The organism is Yoonia sp. 208BN28-4 (genome assembly GCF_037543925.1).
Lineage (GTDB): Bacteria > Pseudomonadota > Alphaproteobacteria > Rhodobacterales > Rhodobacteraceae > Yoonia.
Window position 1 is genome coordinate 968,478 of record NZ_JBBIFY010000001.1, and the last position, 19,678, is coordinate 988,155.

General features: G+C 60.3%; 19 protein-coding genes. 15 read left to right on the forward strand and 4 right to left on the reverse strand.

The window, feature by feature from the left end; all coding sequences use genetic code 11:
- The 4 genes from thrC to V8J84_RS04815 are packed head-to-tail and all read left to right on the forward strand — an operon-like array spanning position 1 to position 4,173.
- Positions 1-1,386, forward strand: coding sequence for a threonine synthase (gene thrC / locus V8J84_RS04800; protein ID WP_339928526.1), 1,386 nt, complete (start codon positions 1-3; stop codon positions 1,384-1,386).
- Positions 1,383-2,648, forward strand: a complete 1,266-nt coding sequence (locus tag V8J84_RS04805) for a M16 family metallopeptidase (RefSeq protein WP_339928528.1) — start codon at positions 1,383-1,385, stop codon at positions 2,646-2,648. Before thrC ends, V8J84_RS04805 begins: the two co-directional genes overlap by 4 nt.
- Positions 2,648-3,232 (forward strand): GNAT family N-acetyltransferase, encoded by a 585-nt coding sequence (locus V8J84_RS04810; protein WP_339928530.1) that lies wholly within the window; start codon positions 2,648-2,650, stop codon positions 3,230-3,232. Before V8J84_RS04805 ends, V8J84_RS04810 begins: the two co-directional genes overlap by 1 nt.
- Before the next feature lie 41 nt (positions 3,233-3,273).
- Positions 3,274-4,173 carry an alpha/beta fold hydrolase gene (locus V8J84_RS04815; RefSeq protein ID WP_339928532.1) on the forward strand — a complete coding sequence of 300 codons (900 nt, stop codon included), beginning with the start codon at positions 3,274-3,276 and terminating at the stop codon, positions 4,171-4,173.
- Here the strand turns inward: V8J84_RS04815 and V8J84_RS04820 are convergent.
- The 4 genes from V8J84_RS04820 to V8J84_RS04835 form a co-directional block, all read right to left on the reverse strand.
- On the reverse strand, positions 4,160-5,179 hold the full coding sequence (locus V8J84_RS04820; protein ID WP_339928534.1) for a nuclear transport factor 2 family protein: 1,020 nt from the start codon (positions 5,177-5,179) through the stop codon (positions 4,160-4,162). The two genes, V8J84_RS04815 and V8J84_RS04820, sit on opposite strands and share 14 nt — an antisense overlap.
- Before the next feature lie 26 nt (positions 5,180-5,205).
- Entirely contained in the window at positions 5,206-6,084 is an 879-nt protein-coding gene (locus V8J84_RS04825) for a carbohydrate ABC transporter permease (RefSeq protein ID WP_339928536.1), read from the reverse strand.
- A gap of 29 nt (positions 6,085-6,113) precedes the next feature.
- Positions 6,114-7,142, reverse strand: a complete 1,029-nt coding sequence (locus V8J84_RS04830) for a carbohydrate ABC transporter permease (protein WP_339928538.1) — start codon at positions 7,140-7,142, stop codon at positions 6,114-6,116.
- A gap of 93 nt (positions 7,143-7,235) precedes the next feature.
- A complete protein-coding gene (locus tag V8J84_RS04835; protein ID WP_339928540.1) occupies positions 7,236-8,486 on the reverse strand; it encodes an ABC transporter substrate-binding protein in 1,251 nt (416 codons plus the stop codon).
- A gap of 269 nt (positions 8,487-8,755) precedes the next feature.
- On the opposite strand from V8J84_RS04835, the gene V8J84_RS04840 reads away from it, so the two are divergent.
- From V8J84_RS04840 to V8J84_RS04890, 11 genes are all read left to right on the forward strand, one after another.
- A complete protein-coding gene (locus V8J84_RS04840) occupies positions 8,756-9,802 on the forward strand; it encodes an ABC transporter ATP-binding protein (protein WP_339928542.1) in 1,047 nt (348 codons plus the stop codon).
- Positions 9,803-9,805: 3 nt separating this feature from the next.
- The gene (locus V8J84_RS04845; protein WP_339928544.1) at positions 9,806-11,296 is read left to right on the forward strand and encodes a GMC family oxidoreductase; all 1,491 of its coding nucleotides are present in this window, start codon (positions 9,806-9,808) and stop codon (positions 11,294-11,296) included.
- Between the two features lie 36 nt (positions 11,297-11,332).
- Entirely contained in the window at positions 11,333-12,664 is a 1,332-nt protein-coding gene (gene hisD / locus V8J84_RS04850; protein ID WP_339928547.1) for a histidinol dehydrogenase, read from the forward strand.
- A gap of 79 nt (positions 12,665-12,743) precedes the next feature.
- Complete coding sequence (locus V8J84_RS04855) at positions 12,744-13,508, forward strand: SDR family NAD(P)-dependent oxidoreductase (protein WP_339928549.1); 765 nt, start codon at positions 12,744-12,746, stop codon at positions 13,506-13,508.
- The gene (locus V8J84_RS04860) at positions 13,508-14,530 is read left to right on the forward strand and encodes a LacI family DNA-binding transcriptional regulator (protein WP_339928551.1); all 1,023 of its coding nucleotides are present in this window, start codon (positions 13,508-13,510) and stop codon (positions 14,528-14,530) included. The genes V8J84_RS04855 and V8J84_RS04860 overlap by 1 nt, the downstream gene beginning before the upstream one ends.
- On the forward strand, positions 14,527-15,510 hold the full coding sequence (locus tag V8J84_RS04865; protein ID WP_339928553.1) for an ester cyclase: 984 nt from the start codon (positions 14,527-14,529) through the stop codon (positions 15,508-15,510). Before V8J84_RS04860 ends, V8J84_RS04865 begins: the two co-directional genes overlap by 4 nt.
- 65 nt (positions 15,511-15,575) lie before the next feature.
- Positions 15,576-16,541 carry a cupin domain-containing protein gene (locus tag V8J84_RS04870; protein WP_339928555.1) on the forward strand — a complete coding sequence of 322 codons (966 nt, stop codon included), beginning with the start codon at positions 15,576-15,578 and terminating at the stop codon, positions 16,539-16,541.
- Positions 16,529-17,155, forward strand: a complete 627-nt coding sequence (locus tag V8J84_RS04875; RefSeq protein WP_339928557.1) for a class I SAM-dependent DNA methyltransferase — start codon at positions 16,529-16,531, stop codon at positions 17,153-17,155. Before V8J84_RS04870 ends, V8J84_RS04875 begins: the two co-directional genes overlap by 13 nt.
- Entirely contained in the window at positions 17,152-18,276 is a 1,125-nt protein-coding gene (locus V8J84_RS04880) for a cobalamin-independent methionine synthase II family protein (protein ID WP_339928559.1), read from the forward strand. Before V8J84_RS04875 ends, V8J84_RS04880 begins: the two co-directional genes overlap by 4 nt.
- The gene (locus V8J84_RS04885) at positions 18,273-18,962 is read left to right on the forward strand and encodes an alpha/beta fold hydrolase (protein WP_339928561.1); all 690 of its coding nucleotides are present in this window, start codon (positions 18,273-18,275) and stop codon (positions 18,960-18,962) included. The genes V8J84_RS04880 and V8J84_RS04885 overlap by 4 nt, the downstream gene beginning before the upstream one ends.
- Complete coding sequence (locus V8J84_RS04890; RefSeq protein WP_339928563.1) at positions 18,963-19,658, forward strand: RraA family protein; 696 nt, start codon at positions 18,963-18,965, stop codon at positions 19,656-19,658.
- Positions 19,659-19,678 lie beyond the last annotated feature (20 nt).

Here is a 19,678-nt window from a genome sequence, read left to right on the forward strand (position 1 = left end):
ATGCGCTATATCTCCACCCGTGGCACTGCGCCCGTTTTGACGTTTGAACAGGCGATGCTGACTGGTCTGGCCCGCGACGGTGGCCTTTACCTGCCCGAATCCATTCCAACGCTGACGACGGACCAGATCGCCGCGATGGCGGGCCAGACATACGAAGATATCGCCTTCACCGTCATGAGCCCCTTTATCGGGGACACCTTTACCGACGACGCATTCCGCAAACTGATCGCCAACGCCTACGCCGGTTTCGGCCACGCCGCCCGCGCGCCGCTGGTGCAACTGGATAGCAACCACTTCCTGCTGGAGCTTTTCCACGGCCCCACGCTGGCGTTCAAAGACTTCGCGATGCAGCTCATCGGCCAGATGTTCCAGGCGGCCCTCTCCCGCTCCGGTGACCGCGTGACAATCGTGGGTGCCACATCGGGCGACACAGGCTCTGCCGCGATCGAGGCATTCCGTGGCCTGGATAACGTCGACGTCTTCATCCTCTTCCCGCATGGCCGTGTCTCCGAAGTGCAGCGCCGCCAGATGACCACACCATCCGAATCCAACGTGCACGCGTTGGCTGTCGATGGCGACTTCGACGATTGCCAAGCTGCGGTGAAAGACATGTTCAACGACTTCACCTTCCGCGAGGACGTGAAACTGGCGGGCGTGAACTCGATCAACTGGGGCCGGGTGCTAGCGCAGGTGGTGTATTACTTCTCCTCCGCCGTGTCGCTTGGCGCACCGCACCGCGAGGTGTCGTTCACCGTGCCCACAGGTAATTTCGGCGACATCTTCGCGGGCTACATCGCGCAGCAAATGGGCCTGCCGATCAAGGACCTCGTGGTCGCGACCAACCAAAACGACATCCTGCACCGCACGCTGGAAACGGGTGCTTATACCAAAGAGGGCGTGACCCCCACGATCAGCCCGTCGATGGATATCCAAGTCTCCAGCAATTTTGAACGCGCCCTGTTCTACGCCTACGACCAAGATGGCGCGACAGTCGCCTCCCAGATGGACGACCTGAAAGGTGGCGGTTTCACCATCTCTCAAGGTGCTTATCAAATGCTGAAAGACACCTTCAAATCCGGTCGCGCGTCGGAAGAAGAAACCTCCGCCGCGATCAAAACCTATCTTGCCAACCACGGCGAACTGCTTTGCCCGCACACCGCCGTCGGCACCCACGTCGCCGAAAAGCACCTTGGCGCAACTCCCATGATCACGCTCGCCACAGCACACCCCGCGAAATTCCCTGACGCCGTAAAAGCGGCCAGTGGCGTCGCGGCACCGCTTCCCCCGCGCATGGCGGACCTGTATGACCGTGAAGAACGCGTCACACGGGTCGCCAATGACCTGTCGGCACTTCAAAAGACCATCAAAGAACGGATCGCCAATTGACCATCGCACTGCACACCCTGTCCAACGGCTTCCGCATTGTGACAGAGCATATGCCCGGCCTGAAATCCGCCTCTATCGGGATCTGGGTGCAGGCGGGTGGCCGTCACGAGCGGGTTGAACAGAACGGCATTGCGCATTTTCTTGAGCATATGGCATTCAAGGGCACCAAGACGCGCAGCGCATTGCAGATTGCCGAATCCATCGAGGACGTGGGCGGCTACATCAACGCCTACACCAGCCGCGAGATGACCGCCTTTTACGCGCGTGTGCTGGAAGATGACGTGGCGCTTGGCCTTGATGTGATTTCCGACATCCTACTGAACCCCGTCTTTGACCCCGCCGAGATCGAGGTGGAGCGTGGCGTGATCTTGCAAGAGATCGGTCAGGCCGCAGACACGCCCGACGATATTGTTTTCGACTGGCTGCAAGAGGCGGCCTATCCCGATCAGGCGCTTGGCCGCACGATCCTTGGCGCGACAGAGCGGGTGACGTCATTCAACCGCGACGACCTCAAGACTTTCGTGGGTGAACACTATGGCCCAAACCAGATGATCCTATCTGCCGCTGGTGCCGTCGACCACGATGAAATCGTGAAACAGGCCGAAGCGCTGTTCGGGCATTTGCCAGCCGTCACACCACCCGCATTGATCCAACCCGCCACCTTCGGCGGGGGAGAGCGGCGCGAGATCAAGGACCTTGAGCAGGTCCATTTCGCCATGGCGCTTGAGGGGCCAGACTACCGCGATCCAGCGATTTACACTGCGCAAATCTACGCCTCTGCCATGGGCGGCGGCATGTCCTCCCGTCTGTTCCAAGAGGTCCGCGAAAAGCACGGGTTGTGCTATACGATCTTTGCGCAGGCTGGTGCCTACGAAGACACGGGGCTGACCACGATCTACGCCGGCACATCTGCCGATCAGATCGAACAGCTTGCCAACCTCACCATCGACGAGATGAAACGCGCCGCCGATGATATGACCGCAGCCGAGGTGGCCCGCGCCCGCGCGCAGATGAAAGCCGGTTTGCTGATGGGGCTGGAAAGCCCGTCGAACCGCGCCGAGCGTCTGGCGCGTTTGCTGTCGATCTGGGGCCGCATCCCCGGTCTGGACGAAACCATTGAACGTATTGATGCTGTCACAACCGGCGACGTGAAAATCTTTGCCGCAGACACCGCTGGCAAGGCTGGCACCGCGCTGGCGGTCTATGGTCCGGCGGACGCCGCGCCGACGCTGGACGAACTGAAAGCACGGATGGTCGCCTGATGCTGGGGGCGCGGCGCAAGGTCAGGATCGAGACAGAGCGTTTGACGCTCCGTCCACCTGTCCACGCCGATTTCCGCCCCTGGACAGCCATGCGTCAGGAAAGCCGCGATTTCCTGTCCCCGTGGGAGCCCACATGGGCGCGTGACCACCTGACGCGCAAGGCGTTTACCAACCGTGTCTACTGGGCGCAGCGCGCTATCAGCGGCGGCACGGCCCTGCCACTTTTCCTGATCCGCCGCGAAGATCAGGCTTTGCTGGGCGCGATTACGCTTGATCATATCCGCCGCGGCCCTGCGCAAGCTGGCACCACCGGATACTGGATCGGTCAACCGCACGCGCGGTCCGGCTACATGCGCGAGGCGATCAAGGCGGTGGTGCATTACGCCTTTGAAACGCTCGACCTCAGCCGGATCGAGGCAGGGTGCCTGCCCGAAAACACGCCATCCCGCCGCCTGTTGGAACAGTGTGGCTACAAATACGAAGGCGTGGCGCAATCCTACCTGCAAATCAACGGACGCTGGCGCAACCATGTGCTTTACGCCAACCTGCGCCACGACAGGCGGGGAAAGACCGACGTGGGGTGACCCGCCTTGACCGCAGCCCCCGCGCAAGTAGCGTGACGCCCATGCGCCGCCTTATTCCCCTATTTCTGATCGTCCTGACAGGTTGTTTCGGCATTCCCTACACCGATCAAAGCCCGCAAGACCCGTTGCGCTTTGACGCGACCGAGGTGGCGCAGGCTGACAAACTGGCGATCTTTATTCCCGGTGTGCTGTCATCGGTGAATATCTTTGATGACACCGACCAGTTTGCTGATGCGGGATTTGCCCGCGTTTTCTACCGCTATCCCGGTCTGGACGATCTCCCGCTGGATCATCGCCTGACGCCCGAAAGTGCAGCCGCCCGCGTGGCCACCTTTGCCAACCGCTACCCTGACAAAGACATCGCGCTGATCGGCTATTCCACTGGCGGGCCTGTCGCACTGCTGGCCGCCGATCAGATCGACAATCCGGAACGCGTGCGCATCGCGGCCATGTCCACGGCTGTCGAATACGGTGGCGGCGTGCCGACGGCCCTGCGCGGTTTGCAAGACATCGCCCGCGCCGTGATCGCTACGGGAACGCTTGATCAATCAAAGATCTGGGAACGGTTCTGGGCAGGCCTGCTTTACGGACCCGCTGCCTTTGACGATCCGGCCTTTGCTGACAGGCTGGAGCGCGACATCGCAGAGGGCGAAAAGATTTACGTGAAACTCGACCCCGTGCTGGCCATTTCACACGTGCTGGCCTTGCCCAATTGGGAACTGCCCGATGATCTTGATCTGGGCGATATCCCCGTCGCGTTCTTTGTGGGGCTGAATGACCGCGTGTTTTCCACCGCGCAAACGCTGGAATTTGCCGATCAGGTGGGTGACGTGCCAGTCTACGGCTATCCCGATCAGGGGCACCTGCTGTTTTTTACGCGGCCCGATGTCTACGACGATATCCTGCGCTTTGCCCAAGGGCGGGACGTTATCCCGCAGTAGCTTCGATCCGCGCGATCACATCCAATCCCTGCTGTTTCAGGAAATGAAGGATGTCGATAAAAATCCAGTTTTCCGCCAATTTGTCGCCCTCGCGCCGATAGATATCCACGACCCGCATTTCCGCGCGTGGTCCGGCGGGCAGGCCCAGATAGCCGCCCAACGGCAGCACGGAAAGGTTCGCCCAGCCGAAAAAGCCGCCATAGTTGCCCTCGGCCAGTCGTGCCTTGTGGCCGAAAAATTCGCGCTCTGCGTTTTGGGTGCGGAAGGGGCGCTGGTGCTGTTCGATATAGCGATCGATGGTAAAGGTCGCCCCGATCCCGTCAGGCCCCCACCAGCACATGTCGTCAGTCCAGCAGCGTCGCAATTCATCCTGCGGGGTGGCGTCGCGCGGGGCTGCATTTTCGACCGAGTTGGAGTTGGCGGCAATGTCACCGATCATCTTTTCGATCAGGCGCAGGGTCTTTTGCCCCTCGGCCTTGTCTTGTGCATCATTCAGCAGACCGTCATGGGTGCGCGGTCCGGGCTGAATCAGGTGTTGCGCTGTTTGCGGGGGCAGGGGGCGCAAACCCGCCTGATGCATCATGTGGATCAGGTCAAAGAACATCGCCGTTTCAACGATCTTGCCGTCCTTGACGCGATTGAATTCAGCGTAACGCAGCATCGTCAGCTTGCGCGTGGCAGGGATGCACAGGAACGGTTTGTCCAAAAGGCCCATCAGATGCCCCATCGACACGACCCAGACACCGGGCGCATGTGATGGCCCGTTTTCGCCCGCAAAGAAGATATCCTCGCGCCGTTGAACCGATGACATGGCCGTCAGGAACGGCTGCCAAAAGCTATCGGCGACGGCAGCGGCCCCGTGTTGTTCGTAAAACGGATGCATCCCGCGCCAGTGCCAATCGGCAGATGTATGAGCGGCCAATGCCGCACCAATGGTGCTGGCGTCTGCTTGGCCGATGGACGCATGATGCGCGCGCACCACTGCTTTGGCGTCTTGAAATGCCATTCTTGGATTGCCTTTGATGGTTTGCACTAGCCTTTGACGGCACCCGCTGTGAGGCCCGACACGATCTGCCGCTGGAAGAACATGATCATCACAAAGATCGGCGCTACAATCGACACCGCACCCGCCACGGCAAACATCACATTGCCCTTGGTCTGCGTGGTGCCAAGGAACGACACCAGCTTGGGCACCATCGTGTGGTTTTCCTTGGTCAGCAGCAGGGTGGTCACCGCAAAGTCGTTATAGGCCAGCAGGAAGCTGAACAGACCTGTCGTAATTACGCCAGGCCACATGACCGGGATGATGACATGGCGGAACGCCTGAAAACGGTTACAGCCATCCACCATCGCGCTTTCGTCCAGATCCTTGGGGATGTTGCGGAAGAACGATGTCAGCATCCACAGCGTGAACGGCTGGTTGATCGCCACAAGCACCACAATCGTCGTGCTCAGGTGGCCCCAGAGGTTCCACTCAAAGAACGGCAACAGATAGCCCGAAACAAGCGTGATCGGCGGCGTGGCGCGGAACATCAGCGCAAACAGCAGAAACCAGAACGCATAGCGATTGGTCGAGCGTGACAGCGCATAGCCGCCCAGCGTCCCGCAAGTGAGCGAGATGGTCACAACAAAGAAGCACACGATCACGGTATTCAGGGCCGAGCGCCAGAATTCTTCTTGCACCCATGCGCCGTAGTAGCCTTGTCCGGTGAATGACCCGCCCGTTTCTACAATTGTCAGCGTGCCGCGCAGCGACTGCATCCAGTCGGCCTTGGAAAAGAAGTCGCCTTCAACTTTGAACGATCCCCACAGGGTCCACATGAACGGGAAAGCCGCTACAATCAGCCACAGCATCATGAACGATGTGGCAAGGAACCGGACACTCAGCGGGCGTTTTGTAGCTGCGGACATGATATGCGTCTCTTTTTACTAAAGGCCGATTAGTGCTTGGGGGCGCCAAAGTCGCGCCATGTGCGGATCAGAACAGGTGTCAGCAAGATACCCACGCCGATGATCGTCAGAACAGATGTCGCGGCTGCCGAGGACAGCAAACGTGTTTCGCCGCCCAGATCGTTGAAGATCGCGGTGGACAGCGAATTGGCGTGTGCCTGCGCGCTGAACGACACGATGGGTTCAAAGACGCGGAAGTTATCCATCAGCTGGATCAGCGCCACGAATGTGGTCAACGGCATCAGGTGCGGGATCACGACATAGCGGATACGCTCCCACCGGCTGGCCCCGTCGATCTGTGCCGCCTCCAGCGTATCGGTGCTGACCGTTTGCAGGCCCGCGTAAAACACGACAAAGGCAAACGGGGCAGAGTGCCAGACGCCGTAAACCATCAGCATGATCCACATCAGCGGCGTTGACGCCTTCACCGACAGGTTCGGATCGTTGGCAAGCCATTGCAGGCCGGTGCCCAGAATACCGCGTGCGTCCACCATCCAGAACAGCACAAGCGACCCGACCAGCGGCGTCACGATAAACGGCAGCAGCGAGAAAAAGATCGTTGGCCCGCGCCACATGCGCGCAACCGAATTGATGGCAATGGCGATGATAAAGCCCAGCACAATCGTCAGCGGTGTCACGATAATCACGTAAGTCATCGTGAACGCCATCGCGTCATAGAACGGCAGGTTCATCAGACGGCTGCCAAACTCGGCAAAGCCTTCTGTGGTGCGCCACGCCTCGCCGACTTCATCAAAGGCAAGGTGGTTGCGGTCTTTGTAGATATTGAGACCCGCAAACTGGCCCAAGGGCTCTGCCTCTTTCAGCGCTTGGGTGGCTTCCTGATCGACCGACTGTTCTTGCGTGCATCCGAACGGGCCGCAGTTTTCGACGGTGACGATGACCTGCTCGTGGGCGGTGTAAAGCGACTGTGTGACGATCGACACGATCGGCATCGCGATAAACAGCAGCATCAAAAGCGCGGATGGCAGGACGAACCAGAAAAATGTCTTGTGCTTCATATCAGGGTCCCACCTGTTCGCGCTTGTGATGCGGCAGTGCGTTTTGGTGTGGCGGGGAGGGCCGAAACCCTCCCCAACCGTGAGTGGATGGTCTTACTGCAGGAAGCCCTGCTCGGTCGCGGCAGCAGTATAGGCTGCTTCGATGTCCATCAGTGCCTGCTCGGCGCTTTCGTTGCCTTGCAGGTAGTCAGCGATGTTGTCGCCAAGTGCTGTGTGCAGCAGGCCCATGAAAGGCAGCATTGGATATGGGTTTGCACCCGCAGCCACTGTTGCCAGCACGCCTTCGTTGACAGGCTGTGCTTCAAAGCCGTCCATCAGCCAAACCGCCTGAGACATTGTCTCGTCGTTCAGCAGAGCAGGCGATGTGGCGTGTGCCAGGGCCCGGAATGTGGCCGCAGCGCTCTCGTCGCTGACGTTCTTGGCCACGGTCCAGCCGTCCCACCACAGTGTCGATGCTGGCACGCCGCTATCGCCAACGGTCAGCGGACCGCCTGCAACAGTGTTTTCATACACTTCCGGTGCTGCACCTTCTTCGTCCATCAGAACGCCCGTGCGGCTGCCCCACATGTTCATCAGGGCCGCGTTACCGGCTTCCCACTCAGCGCCAGCAGCGTTGCTGTCGTGTGTCAGGTAGTCGGGGTTCATGTATTCGGTCAGCGCCTTCATCATCTCGAGCGCTTCAACACCTTGGGCGTTGTTGATCGAAACTTCGGCTGTGCCGGGTGTGAAGAACTCACCACCGGTGCCCAGATACATGTTCACGAATTCCTCGGCGAGGTTCCAGCCAGCGGCATACGCACCGGACACAGGATACTCCATGATGCCTTCGGCACGGATCATCTCGGCAGCTTCTAGCACTTCCTCATAGGACGTTGGCACGTCTACGCCGATCTGCTCAAGTACGTCGGAACGGTACACAAGGTGCTGTGCGTTTGCCATGAAGGCAACAGCCATAACCTTGCCGTCGATTGTGATCAGCTGGCGGGCAGGGATGTCCTGACCATATTCCGCGATCAGATCGTCAAGCGGGCGGATCACGTCTTCGTTGATCAGCGCCACAATGGACGAGTTGGCAATCACGGCAGATGTGTATTCTGCGGGATTACCTGTCATACCAGCCACGTTGATGGTCTGGTGCTCGGATGTGAGGTTCGATGCAGCCTCTTCAGCGCCCGATGCACACTCAAGTGCTGCGGCAGCGACAGACTGGATCGCAGGGAATTCGTTACCAACGATATTCACGCGGCCGGCGTCGATCGCACAGGCGTGGCCGTCGGCCATTGCGGTGGTTCCGCTCAGAACAGCAAATACTGTTCCCATTGCGGCAGTTTTGAACATTTTCATTTTGAATGAACCTCCCAGTTCTTTCTTGCGTCGGCCCGGGGTCCCGCGCCTTGGTGTTGTGCGCCGTTTCACCGGCACCGCTTCATAGTCTGACGTTCGCGCGAATCGCGCAACCGTTGCATACGATTGCAAGTTAACCCTGCGCCAACCCGCCATGACAAGTGTTTTCCTGCAAAAAGCAAATATATATGCATCAATGAAAAAAGGGGCTTGCCAGAAAAAAGGATTCGCGGCAGGATTTTGCAAACGTATGCAAAAAGGATGCCCTTATGGCCGAGATTCAGTTGCGCAATGTGACGAAACGCTGGGGCAGCTTTGTCGGTGTCCACGACTTTAACCTGACGATCGCGGATCAGGAATTCCTTGTGTTGCTCGGGCCGTCGGGCTGCGGCAAGACCACGACGATGCGCATGATTGCGGGTCTGGAAGATGCCACAAGCGGCGACATTCTGGTGGACGGCAAGCGGATCAACGACCTTGATCCCAAGGACCGCGACGTGGCGATGGTGTTCCAGTCATACGCGCTTTACCCCAATATGAACGTCTACGAAAACATCCGCTTCCCGCTCAAGGTGCGCAAGGTGCCGCAATCTGAACATGCGGACCGCGTGGCGCGTGCCTCTGCCATGGTAGAGCTTGACGACTTCCTGCACCGCAAGCCTGCCGAGCTTTCCGGTGGTCAGCGTCAGCGCGTGGCGCTTGCCCGTGCCGTTGTGCGTGAACCCAACGTGTTCCTGATGGACGAGCCGCTGTCGAACCTCGACGCAAAGCTGCGGGTGTCGACCCGCGCGCAGATCAAGAACCTGAGCCACGAACTGAAAACCACCACCATCTACGTGACCCACGACCAGATTGAGGCGATGACACTCGCCGACCGCGTTGTGGTGATGAGCGCGGGATTGGTGCAGCAGGTTGGCACGCCCACGGAAATCTACGACAATCCGGCCAATACATTTGTTGCGGGCTTCATCGGGTCGCCTGCTATGAACCTGATCGACGGCACGCTGGAAAACGGCACCTTCACCGCCGACAAGATCACAATCTCTGGCCTGTCATCCACACACAACGGTCCCGTCACACTCGGCTTCCGCGCCGAGGATGCCACCGTTGCCGACACACATGCCGAGGCGAATTCCAAGGTCTATTCGCTTGAATTGCTGGGCGAGGCCACGATGGTCACGATGAAGGCCGGCGGCACGATCATCTCGGTCAAATCGGGCAAGGAATACCGCACGCATATCGGTGATCCGGTCAGCGCCCATATCCCAGCCGAGATCTGCCATCTGTTTGACGCCAAGTCGGGCGAGCGGCTCTGAAACATGGCCAGCGCGCCCGCATATGATTTTATCGTCATCGGGGCAGGCTCTGCCGGATGCGCCGTGGCTGCCGGATTGGCGGACGCAGGCTCTGTCGCTGTGGTCGAAGCGGGCGGCAGCGATGCTCATCCGTTCATCAAGATGCCATTTGGCCTGATCTGGCTGATGGGGTCCAAACGTGACTGGCGCTTCAAATCCGCACCGCAAGCCGCACTTGGCGGACGTCAGATCAATATCCCGCGTGGCAAGATGCTTGGCGGGTCAGGCTCGATCAACTCGATGGTCTGGTTCCGGGGGCGCGCCGACGACTTCGACAACTGGCAAGTGCCCGGCTGGGCATGGTCCGACGTGGAGCCCGCATTTCAGGAGGTCGAAGCCCGGCTAACCCCGTCCGAGATGCGCAATCCGCACCCTATGGTGCGCAAACTGTCGCGTCTCTTCGGAGCCAACACGCCCACCAACCCCACGCCCGAACGCGAAAGCGGCGGCGTGTTCCGTTTCAACATGCGCAATGGTCGCCGCTGGTCTGCCGCTGATGCCTTCCTGCGTCCGGCGCAGGCCAAAGGCGTGACAGTCTTGACCGGACGCGAGGTGCAGCGCCTCGGGTTTGATGGTCACACCGCCCGCACCGTAAATTTCACAGACGGCACCCATCTGACGGCCAAACGCGGCATCGTTCTGTCTGCCGGTGCCATCGGCTCTCCAACGATCCTCTTGCAATCTGGCGTTGGCCCCGCCGCCGATCTTGCCGCGCAGGGCATCGCGCTTGTGAAAGACAACGCGGGTATCGGTGCCAACCTGCATGACCACCCCGGCGCAGGCCTTCACTTCACCGGTGAAGGCTATGGCATTGCGCTCAAGCAAGCCGCCGCATGGGCGCTGTCACCGCTGAATTTCCTGTTTCGCCGCAACGGTATCCTGTCCTCTCCCACGGTTGAGGGCGGCATGTTCTTCAACGCGCACGGCACCGACGCGACGCCCACAGTGCAGACCCATTTCATCCCGTTCTTTATGAACTGGAAAGGCAGCCGCTACGCCCCCGGCACCGGCTTTTTTGCCGATGTTTGCGTGTGTCGCCCCAAATCGCGCGGAGCGTTGCGCCTGACAGATCAGGGGGTCAGCATCGACTTCAACCTGCTGTCGGATCCTGCCGATCTTGACCTTATGGTCGCTGGCATCAAACGCCTGCGCACCCTGATCAAAGAGGCTGGCATTAACGGCACCGAGGGCCACCCCGGCCCCGATATCAACGACGATGCCGCGATCCGCGACTATATCCTGGCGCACTGCGGCACCGCCTACCACCCTGTCGGCACCCTGCGGATGGGGCAGGGCGATGCGCCCGTTACCCCGCGCCTTGCCGTGCGGGGCCTACAAAATCTGTGGGTCGCTGACGCCTCTGTCATGCCCGCCATCACCTCTGCCAATACAAACGCGCCGTCGATGATGATCGGTCATCGCGCGGCCCAAATGATCCGTGCTGACGCGGCCTGACCGCGCGCCACCGCCACTGATAAAGGACCTAGCTTTATGACGATCCGTCACCTGAAAACCGCCCGTTCCGAAGCTGACCGCGCCGAAGACGACAGCAAGGTGCGCGCCATCGTCGAGGCGGGCCTGAAAGAGATCGAAACCAAGGGCGACGCGGCCGTGCGCGAGATGTCCAACAAGTTCGACAGCTATGATCGCGACAGCTACCGCCTGACCGACGATGAAATTCAGGCCCTGATCGCCAAGGTGTCCGACCGCGATATGGCCGATCTGAAATTCGCGCAGGAACAGGTCCGTAACTTTGCCCAGGCCCAACGCGACAGCATGCTGGATATCGAGGTTGAGACCATGCCCGGTGTGATCCTCGGCCACAAGAATATCCCCGTGCAATCCGTGGGCTGCTACGTGCCGGGCGGCAAATTCCCGATGGTGGCCTCCGCGCACATGTCCGTCGCCACCGCTTCCGTTGCCAAGGTCCCGCGCATCATCGCCTGCACCCCGCCGTTCAAAGGCGAGCCGAACCCCGCCGTGATCGCCGCAATGCACTTGGGCGGTGCGCACGAAATTTACGTCATGGGCGGTATTCAGGCGATTGGCGCGATGGCCATCGGCACAGAAACCATTGACCCCGTGCACATGCTCGTCGGCCCCGGCAACGCCTTCGTGGCCGAAGCGAAACGCCAGCTCTTTGGCCGCGTGGGCATCGACCTCTTCGCAGGTCCGACCGAAACCATGGTCATCGCGGATGAAACCGCCGCCGACGGCGAGCTTTGCGCGACAGACCTGCTGGGCCAGGCCGAACACGGCTACAACTCGCCCGCCGTGCTGCTCACCAATTCCGAGAAGCTGGCCAATGAGACCCTCACCGAAATTGACCGCATCCTCGAAATCATCCCCACCGCCGACACTGCCCGTAAAAGCTGGGAAGACTACGGCGAGGTAATCGTCTGCGACACCTACGACGAAATGCTGCAAGTCGCCGACGACATCGCGTCAGAGCACGTGCAGGTGATGACCGACCGCGACGACTGGTTCCTCGAGCATATGACCTGCTACGGCGCGCTCTTCCTTGGCCCGCGCACGAACGTGGCCAACGGTGACAAGGTGATCGGCACCAACCACACCCTGCCCACCAAAAAGGCGGGCCGTTACACAGGTGGCCTCTGGGTCGGCAAGTACCTGAAAACCCACAGCTATCAAAAGATCACCACTGACGAGGCTGCCGCCGATATCGGTGCATACGGCTCCCGCCTGTGCCTGCTCGAAGGCTTCGTTGGTCACGCCGAACAATGCAACGTCCGTGTCCGCCGCTATGGTGGCCTGAACGTCCCTTACGGCGGCCCGGCCCCCTACAAGGACGCCGCCGAATAGCGCGTATCATTTTGCCAAATACACTCCCGCCGGAGGCATAAAAGTTAAACTCCGGCACCTACCCAAAAAGGACCGCCCCATGACACTGCCCCAAACCCCGTCCTTCCGCCTTAATGGCAAGCGGGCTTTGGTCGCGGGCGCGTCATCCGGCATCGGTCTGGCCTGCGCTGTGGCTTTGGGCGAGGCGGGTGCAGAGGTCACTCTGGCCGCCCGATCCGCAGGCAAACTCAACGATGCGGTCACCCAAATGCAGGCCGCTGGCATGCAGGCCACCGCACTGACCCTCGACGTGGCAAATGTCGCGGCGACCACGCAAGAGGTCGACAAGACAGGCCCCTACGACATCCTTGTGAATTCCGCCGGTCTGGCAATCCATTCACCGGCCACAGAAACCACGGAACAGGATTTTGACGCGGTTGCCGACCTGAATATCAAAGGCGCGTATTTCCTGACCCAAGCTGTGGCACGCGGCCTGATTGCCGCTGGCAAACCCGGCAGCCTGATCAACATCTCGTCCCAGATGGCTCATGTGGGCGGCATTGACCGCGCGGTCTACTGCGCCACCAAACACGCCGTTGAAGGCTTTACCAAAGCCATGGCGATCGAGTGGGGCAAGCAGGGCATCCGCGTCAACACGATCTGTCCGACCTTTGTGCGCACACCATTGACCGAACCCACGTTCTCGAACCCCGATCGCGTTGCCTGGCTGATGGAAAAGATCAAGCTGGGCCGTGTGGGCGAAGTCACCGATATGATGGGACCGGTGGTTTACCTCGCCTCTGATGCCTCTGCCTTGATGACCGGTACGCACCTGCTGATCGACGGCGGCTGGACGGCCGAGTGATGCAAACCGAAAAGATCACATCGCTGCAAGTGGCCCAAAGGGCAGGGGTGTCGCAATCGGCTGTCTCCCGGGTCTTTACGCCGGGCGCATCGGCCAGCGCCAAGACGGTGGCCAAGGTCAAAAAGGCCGCAACCGAACTTGGCTACCGCCCCAACATGATGGCCCGCGCCATGATCACCGGAAAAAGCCGGATCATCGGTCTTGTGGTGGCCTACCTCGACAACCAGTTTTATCCCTTGGCGCTCGAACGCTTGTCCAATGCGTTGCAAGCGCAAGGCTACCACATCCTTGTTTTCACGTCCTCCAACGCGCAGGACCGCATCGCCGAGGTGATCTCGGATTTGCTCGACTATCAGGTCGATGGCATCATCACCGCCTCTGTCGGCATGACCAACGATCTGACTGCCCGGTGCGAGACGGCGGGTATTCCCGTGGTCATGTTCAACCGTGGACAGGATGATGCGGCCGTTGGGTCCGTCACCTCTGCCAATGTGGCTGGCGGGCGCAAGGTGGCGGAGTTCTTCGTCAGCTGCGGGCACAAACGCATCGCCCATATCGCGGGCTGGGCCGGATCATCCACGGGCCGCGATCGCGCACGTGGTTTTGCCGAAGGGCTGGCTGCAGCGGGGATGAAACCATTGGCGGTGATCGACGGTCACTATGATCGGAGCATCGCAGCACAGGTCACCCGCGATCTGATGGCGCGCAGCGATCCACCTGACGCGATCTTTGTCGGCAACGACCATATGGCCTTTGCTGTCTTGGATACGCTGCGCCACGAACTTGGCCTGCGCGTGCCGCAGGATGTGGCTGTCATCGGCTACGACGATGTCCCACTGGCCGCTTGGCCTGCGTTTTCGCTCAGCACCGTGCGACAGCCCTTGAACCGGATGGTCGACGCCACGCTGGATATGCTGCTCGCCCAAATCGCGCAGGGCGAAATTGCCCCCCGCCGTATTGAATTCGACGGTCCGCTCATTACGCGCGGCACCACCCTCACACCCAAAGGACCAAAACAATGAAGGGCTTTTCCAACCGCTGGAAAGATTTTCCCGATTACATCATCGGCATCACCAAAGAGATTTGGGAGGACCGTGGCGTCTCGACGCTGCACCACTACTACGCCGAGGATATCCCCGTCCGCTCTCCCATGGGTGTGCAAAAGGGCAATAAGGCGGTCATCGCCTCGACGATGGCCACGATCAACGAATTTCCGGATCGTGAGTTGCTGGGCGAGGACGTGATCTGGTCCGGTGACGAGGACACAGGTTATCTGTCGTCCCACCGCCTGCTGACCAAAGCCACGCACACGCGCGACGGCCAGTTTGGCCCCGCGTCGGGCAAAAAATGGGCCGTGCGTGTCATCGCGGATTGCGCCGCCAAGAGCGACACGATCTACGACGAATGGCTGATCCGCGACTACGGCGGCATCGTGCGGCAGCTGGGCATGCTGCCCGAAGACTACGCCGCCAAAATCATCGAGATCGAAGGCGGCGTGTCCAACGCGTCCCCCGTTTTCACCCCCGCCATCGACGTGGAGGGTGACTACAAGGGCACCGGCAACGACAATGAATGGGGCCAGCGTTACGCAGACATCCTGACGCGCATCATGGATCACGACTTCACCACGATTAACCGCGATTTTGACCGTGCGGTGATCGGTGAATATGCAGGTGCAGTCACATCGCTGGGCCGCGAAGGCTGCATGGAGTTCTGGGTGGGCCTTCGGTCGTCCTTTCCTGACGCGACCTTCAAAATTCACCACCAGATTGGCATGGAGGGCAACATGCTTTCGCCACGCGCTGCTGTGCGCTGGTCGCTCGACGGCACGCATTCCGGCTGGGGCGCTTTTGGCAAACCAACGGGTGCGAATGTCCACGTGATGGGCATGTGCCACGCCGAGTTTGGCCCTTACGGCAACGACGGCGTTGGCCTGCGCCGTGAATTTGCGCTTTATGACGAAGTGGCGATCTGGAAGCAGATCCTGATGGCGCAAGAGTAAGACATGTCGATTGAGTTGTTTTGGCCAAATGAAGCATGGGCCGCGCGCCCGGACTGGAGATGTGAATGACCCCCGCAGAAATGGAAAGCCGGATCGTCCGCTACGGAGACCTGCAACCCTGCAAAACCGCCTTTATCGACGCCCACACACCGGGCAGCGATCAAAAGGAAAACTTCACCATCATCGGTGGCGGCGTGTCGGAAAGCCCCGACCAGCATGTCCACATCGGCATCCCGCACGGGTTCAATATCGGCGCTGCCGGTCAGCCGCCCCGCGTGCGCAATTCGCTTCACGATCACCACACGGCAGAGGTGTTTTTTGTCCTCAAAGGCAAGTGGCGCTTCTTCTGGGGCCGCTACGGCACCGCAGGCGAGGTCGTGCTGGAAGAGGGCGATATCTTCAACATCCCCACCGGCATTTTCCGCGGCTTTGAGAACATCGGCACCGACTACGGGATGATCATGGCCGTGTTGGGCGGTGATGACGCTGGCGGCGGCGTGATGTGGGCCCCGCAGGTGATTGAGGATGCCGCCGACCACGGCCTGATCCTTGGCGACAATGGCAAGCTTTATGACACCAAGAAAGGTCAGGCGCTGCCCGATGGCGTCAGCCCCATGCCGCTGATGACCGATGCCGAATTGGCCAAACGGCCTGAACCCACCACCGCCGATGTGCTGCCAAACCACGTCGCCCGCTATTGGGATATGATGGCGCTGGCCGACAAAAAACCTGTAAACGTCATAGGCGAAAAGGGTCTTTTGCGCGACAAACCGGGGTTCGAGATTGATTTCATCACCCGCGGGTCTGCCACGGAAGAAAAGCACAGCCACCCTTTCCCGTCTGTCCTAATGCCGATGCGCGGCCACTGGCGTGTGGATTGGGACGGCGGCAGCGCCACGCTTGCGCCCGGCGACACAATGTCGGTGCCTGAAAACGTCGCGCATTCCGCCGTGCCGTCCATGACGGGCGAGGCATCGCTGTTTCACGTGGTCGCGACTGGCGATCCGGCGGGGCACACGTGGCTGGGCTAGACGCGTCACCCGAAGACACGCGCGCGGTTTATGACCGCAACGCGCTGGCCTTCGACAAGTCCCGCTCACGCACCCTGTTTGAGGCGCGCTGGCTGGCGCGCTTCACCGCCCGCATCCCGCCACAGGGCCGCGTGCTTGATCTGGGATGTGGCGGCGGGGAGCCGATTGCCCGCTGGTTGATGGCCGAGGGTTTTGACGTCACAGGCGTTGATTTTGCCCCCGCCATGCTGGATATCTGCCGGACCCGCTGGCCCGACGGCGACTGGCGCTTGGCGGATATGGCCGCACTTGATCTGGGTGAGTCCTTTGATGCGATCATCAGTTGGAACGGGTTTTTCCATCTGACTGCCGCGCAGCAAAAGGCCTGCATCCCGCGCCTTGCCGCGCATTTGAACGACGGCGGCATGCTGATGCTGACAGTTGGTCACAGCCACGGCGAGGTTACAGGCACAGTGGCAGGGGAAGCCGTCTATCACGCCTCATTGTCACCTGCCGAATATGCCACTGCATTTGAAGACGCGGGTTTGATCCTCACAGGCTTTATGGCAGAAGACCCCGAGACAAACGATCACAGCGTCGTGATGGCGCGCAAGCATACGGGACCCCGACCATGAGCAAAATCAAGACAACCCACGTCGGATCCTTGCCGCGCACGCAAGAGGTGGTGGATTTCATCTTTGCCCGCGAACATGGCACGGATTATGACCAGACCGCCTTTGACGCCGCCATGACCAACGCCGTGCAGGAAACGGTCGCCAAACAGGTCGCTGCGGGGGTTGATATCGTCAGCGATGGTGAAACATCCAAGATCAGCTACGCCACCTATGTCAAAGACCGTTACACCGGTTTTGACGGCGACAGCCCGCGCAACGCGCCCGGCGATCTGAAACTGTTCCCCGGGTTCCTGCAACGTCTGGCCGATGACGGCGGCACCCCGCAATATGCGCGTCCGATGTGTGTGGGTGAGGTGAAATCCAAGGGGCAGGGCGAGCTGGAAAAAGATATTTCCAACCTCAAAACCGCGATGAGCCACCACGGCATTGAGCGCGGCTTTATGAACGCCGCCTCGCCGGGTGTGATCTCGCTCTTCCTGCAAAACAACCACTACAAAACCCGCGAGGCCTATCTTGCAGCACTGGCCGATGCGATGAAGGCGGAATATGAGACCATTGTCGCCTCCGGCCTTGATTTACAACTGGACTGCCCCGATCTGGCACTGTCCAAGCATATGCTTTTCAACGATATGTCCGACGATGAATTCCTGAAAATCGCCGCCAGCCATGTTGAGGCTCTGAACCACGCACTGTCTGACATCCCGTCCGATAAGGTGCGCATCCACATCTGCTGGGGCAACTACGAAGGCCCGCACGTCTGCGACATCCCCATGTCCACGATGTTCGACACGCTGATGTCTGCCCATGCGGACTACGTCCTGTTCGAGACATCCAACCCGCGCCACGGCCACGAATGGACGACCTTCCGCGACCGCAAGGCAGACATTCCCGACAACAAAATCCTTGTGCCCGGCGTGGTCGATACGACAACGAATTTTGTGGAACACCCAGAACTGGTGGCACAACGGCTTGACCGTTTCGCACAAATCGTGGGCCATGACCGTGTGATTGCTGGCTCAGATTGTGGCTTTGGCACCTTCGCGGGCTTCGGTTCGGTTGATCCCGATATCGCCTACGCCAAGCTGCGCGCGATGGCAGACGGGGCCGCGCTGGTCGCATGACACCACTTGTCCTTCTGCCCGGCATGATGTGCGACGCGCGCCTTTTCGCGCCGCAGGTCGCCGCATTCGAAGGCACACGGAACGTCACAGTGCCCGTCATGCGGGGCGATACCGTCACTGCAATGGCGCAGGACGTGCTGGACAACAGCCCTAAACGGTTCGCCCTTGCAGGCCTGTCGATGGGCGGGATCGTCGCGATGGAAATGTTGCGCCTCGCCCCCGATCGCGTGGACCGAATTGCGCTGCTGGACACGAACCCCAAGGCAGAACACGAGGCCGTTCAGGCCATGCGCGAACCCCAGATTGCCAAAGTGCAGGACGGGCATCTTTCATCGGTGATGCGCGACGAGATGAAGCCCAATTACCTGACCGACGGCCCCCGCCGCGCCGCGATCCTCGATCTGTGCATGGACATGGCCGCAACCCTTGGCGCGGACGCATTTGTGGCCCATTCCCGTGCGCTGCAAACACGCCCCGACCAGCAAGACACGCTGCGCAACGCAACGCTACCAGCTCTCATCCTGTGCGGTCGCGACGACGCGCTTTGCCCCGTCCACAGGCACGAATTGATGGCATCTCTCATGCCGCATGCGACCCTGCATATCGTTGAAAACGCAGGTCATTTGCCCACACTTGAACAACCCGAAGAAACCACAGCGACCCTTGCCCGCTGGCTGGAGGCTTAGATGAACGACGACCTGCTCAAATTGCTCCGCTCTGTTGACACGCCCACGGTCTGTAACGCCATTGAAGTGGCGCAGGGCAAACGCGGCTTCAATGCTTTCACGCGCGGCACGATGCTCTGTTCGGCCCCCGAAGATCCCGCCGTCGTGGGCTACGCCGTCACCGCCAAAATCGCTGCCCTCAACCCGCCGTCCGAAGACGCTGACGTGATCCGCACCCGCCGCATGGCCTACTACCGCGCTATGGCCGAGGCCCCGCATCCCGGCGTCGCAGTTGTCGAAGACACCGATTACCCCGACTGCATCGGCGCTTATTGGGGCGAGGTGAATACGACAATCCACAAGGGCTTCGGCCTGTCCGGCACGCTCACCAATGGCGTCATGCGCGACCTTGGCGATATGTGTGACGGCTATCCGGTCATCGCAGGCTCCATCGGCCCGTCCCACGGCTTTGTCCATGTGCAGGAAATCGGCACACCCGTCACCATCTTCGGCATGACCGTCAACAACGGCGATCTGATCCATGCCGACCGCCACGGCGCTGTTGTGATCCCGCCAGAGGTGGTTAATCACCTCGCCGCCGCGATCAAGAAAATGCAGGACACCGAACACCTCGTCCTCGGCCCCGCGCGCGAGGAAGGTTTCGATTTCGATAAATTCGAGGCCGCATGGACCGCATTCGAGAAAGCGCGCACTTGATCCCGCGCGCACACGCTGCA

Excerpts from the sequence above, each read along its gene's own strand:
- V8J84_RS04870 (WP_339928555.1), top strand. The coding sequence starts at position 15,576 with ATGACCCCCGCAGAAATGGAAAGCCGGATCGTCCGCTACGGAGACCTG.
- V8J84_RS04860 (WP_339928551.1), top strand. The coding sequence starts at position 13,508 with ATGCAAACCGAAAAGATCACATCGCTGCAAGTGGCCCAAAGGGCAGGG.
- V8J84_RS04810 (WP_339928530.1), top strand. The coding sequence starts at position 2,648 with ATGCTGGGGGCGCGGCGCAAGGTCAGGATCGAGACAGAGCGTTTGACG.
- V8J84_RS04815 (WP_339928532.1), top strand. The coding sequence starts at position 3,274 with ATGCGCCGCCTTATTCCCCTATTTCTGATCGTCCTGACAGGTTGTTTC.
- V8J84_RS04825 (WP_339928536.1), bottom strand. The coding sequence starts at position 6,084 with ATGTCCGCAGCTACAAAACGCCCGCTGAGTGTCCGGTTCCTTGCCACA.
- V8J84_RS04820 (WP_339928534.1), bottom strand. The coding sequence starts at position 5,179 with ATGGCATTTCAAGACGCCAAAGCAGTGGTGCGCGCGCATCATGCGTCC.
- V8J84_RS04880 (WP_339928559.1), top strand. The coding sequence starts at position 17,152 with ATGAGCAAAATCAAGACAACCCACGTCGGATCCTTGCCGCGCACGCAA.
- V8J84_RS04865 (WP_339928553.1), top strand. The coding sequence starts at position 14,527 with ATGAAGGGCTTTTCCAACCGCTGGAAAGATTTTCCCGATTACATCATC.
- V8J84_RS04890 (WP_339928563.1), top strand. The coding sequence starts at position 18,963 with ATGAACGACGACCTGCTCAAATTGCTCCGCTCTGTTGACACGCCCACG.
- V8J84_RS04845 (WP_339928544.1), top strand. The coding sequence starts at position 9,806 with ATGGCCAGCGCGCCCGCATATGATTTTATCGTCATCGGGGCAGGCTCT.
- V8J84_RS04830 (WP_339928538.1), bottom strand. The coding sequence starts at position 7,142 with ATGAAGCACAAGACATTTTTCTGGTTCGTCCTGCCATCCGCGCTTTTG.
- V8J84_RS04840 (WP_339928542.1), top strand. The coding sequence starts at position 8,756 with ATGGCCGAGATTCAGTTGCGCAATGTGACGAAACGCTGGGGCAGCTTT.
- thrC (WP_339928526.1), top strand. The coding sequence starts at position 1 with ATGCGCTATATCTCCACCCGTGGCACTGCGCCCGTTTTGACGTTTGAA.
- V8J84_RS04835 (WP_339928540.1), bottom strand. The coding sequence starts at position 8,486 with ATGAAAATGTTCAAAACTGCCGCAATGGGAACAGTATTTGCTGTTCTG.
- V8J84_RS04855 (WP_339928549.1), top strand. The coding sequence starts at position 12,744 with ATGACACTGCCCCAAACCCCGTCCTTCCGCCTTAATGGCAAGCGGGCT.
- hisD (WP_339928547.1), top strand. The coding sequence starts at position 11,333 with ATGACGATCCGTCACCTGAAAACCGCCCGTTCCGAAGCTGACCGCGCC.
- V8J84_RS04885 (WP_339928561.1), top strand. The coding sequence starts at position 18,273 with ATGACACCACTTGTCCTTCTGCCCGGCATGATGTGCGACGCGCGCCTT.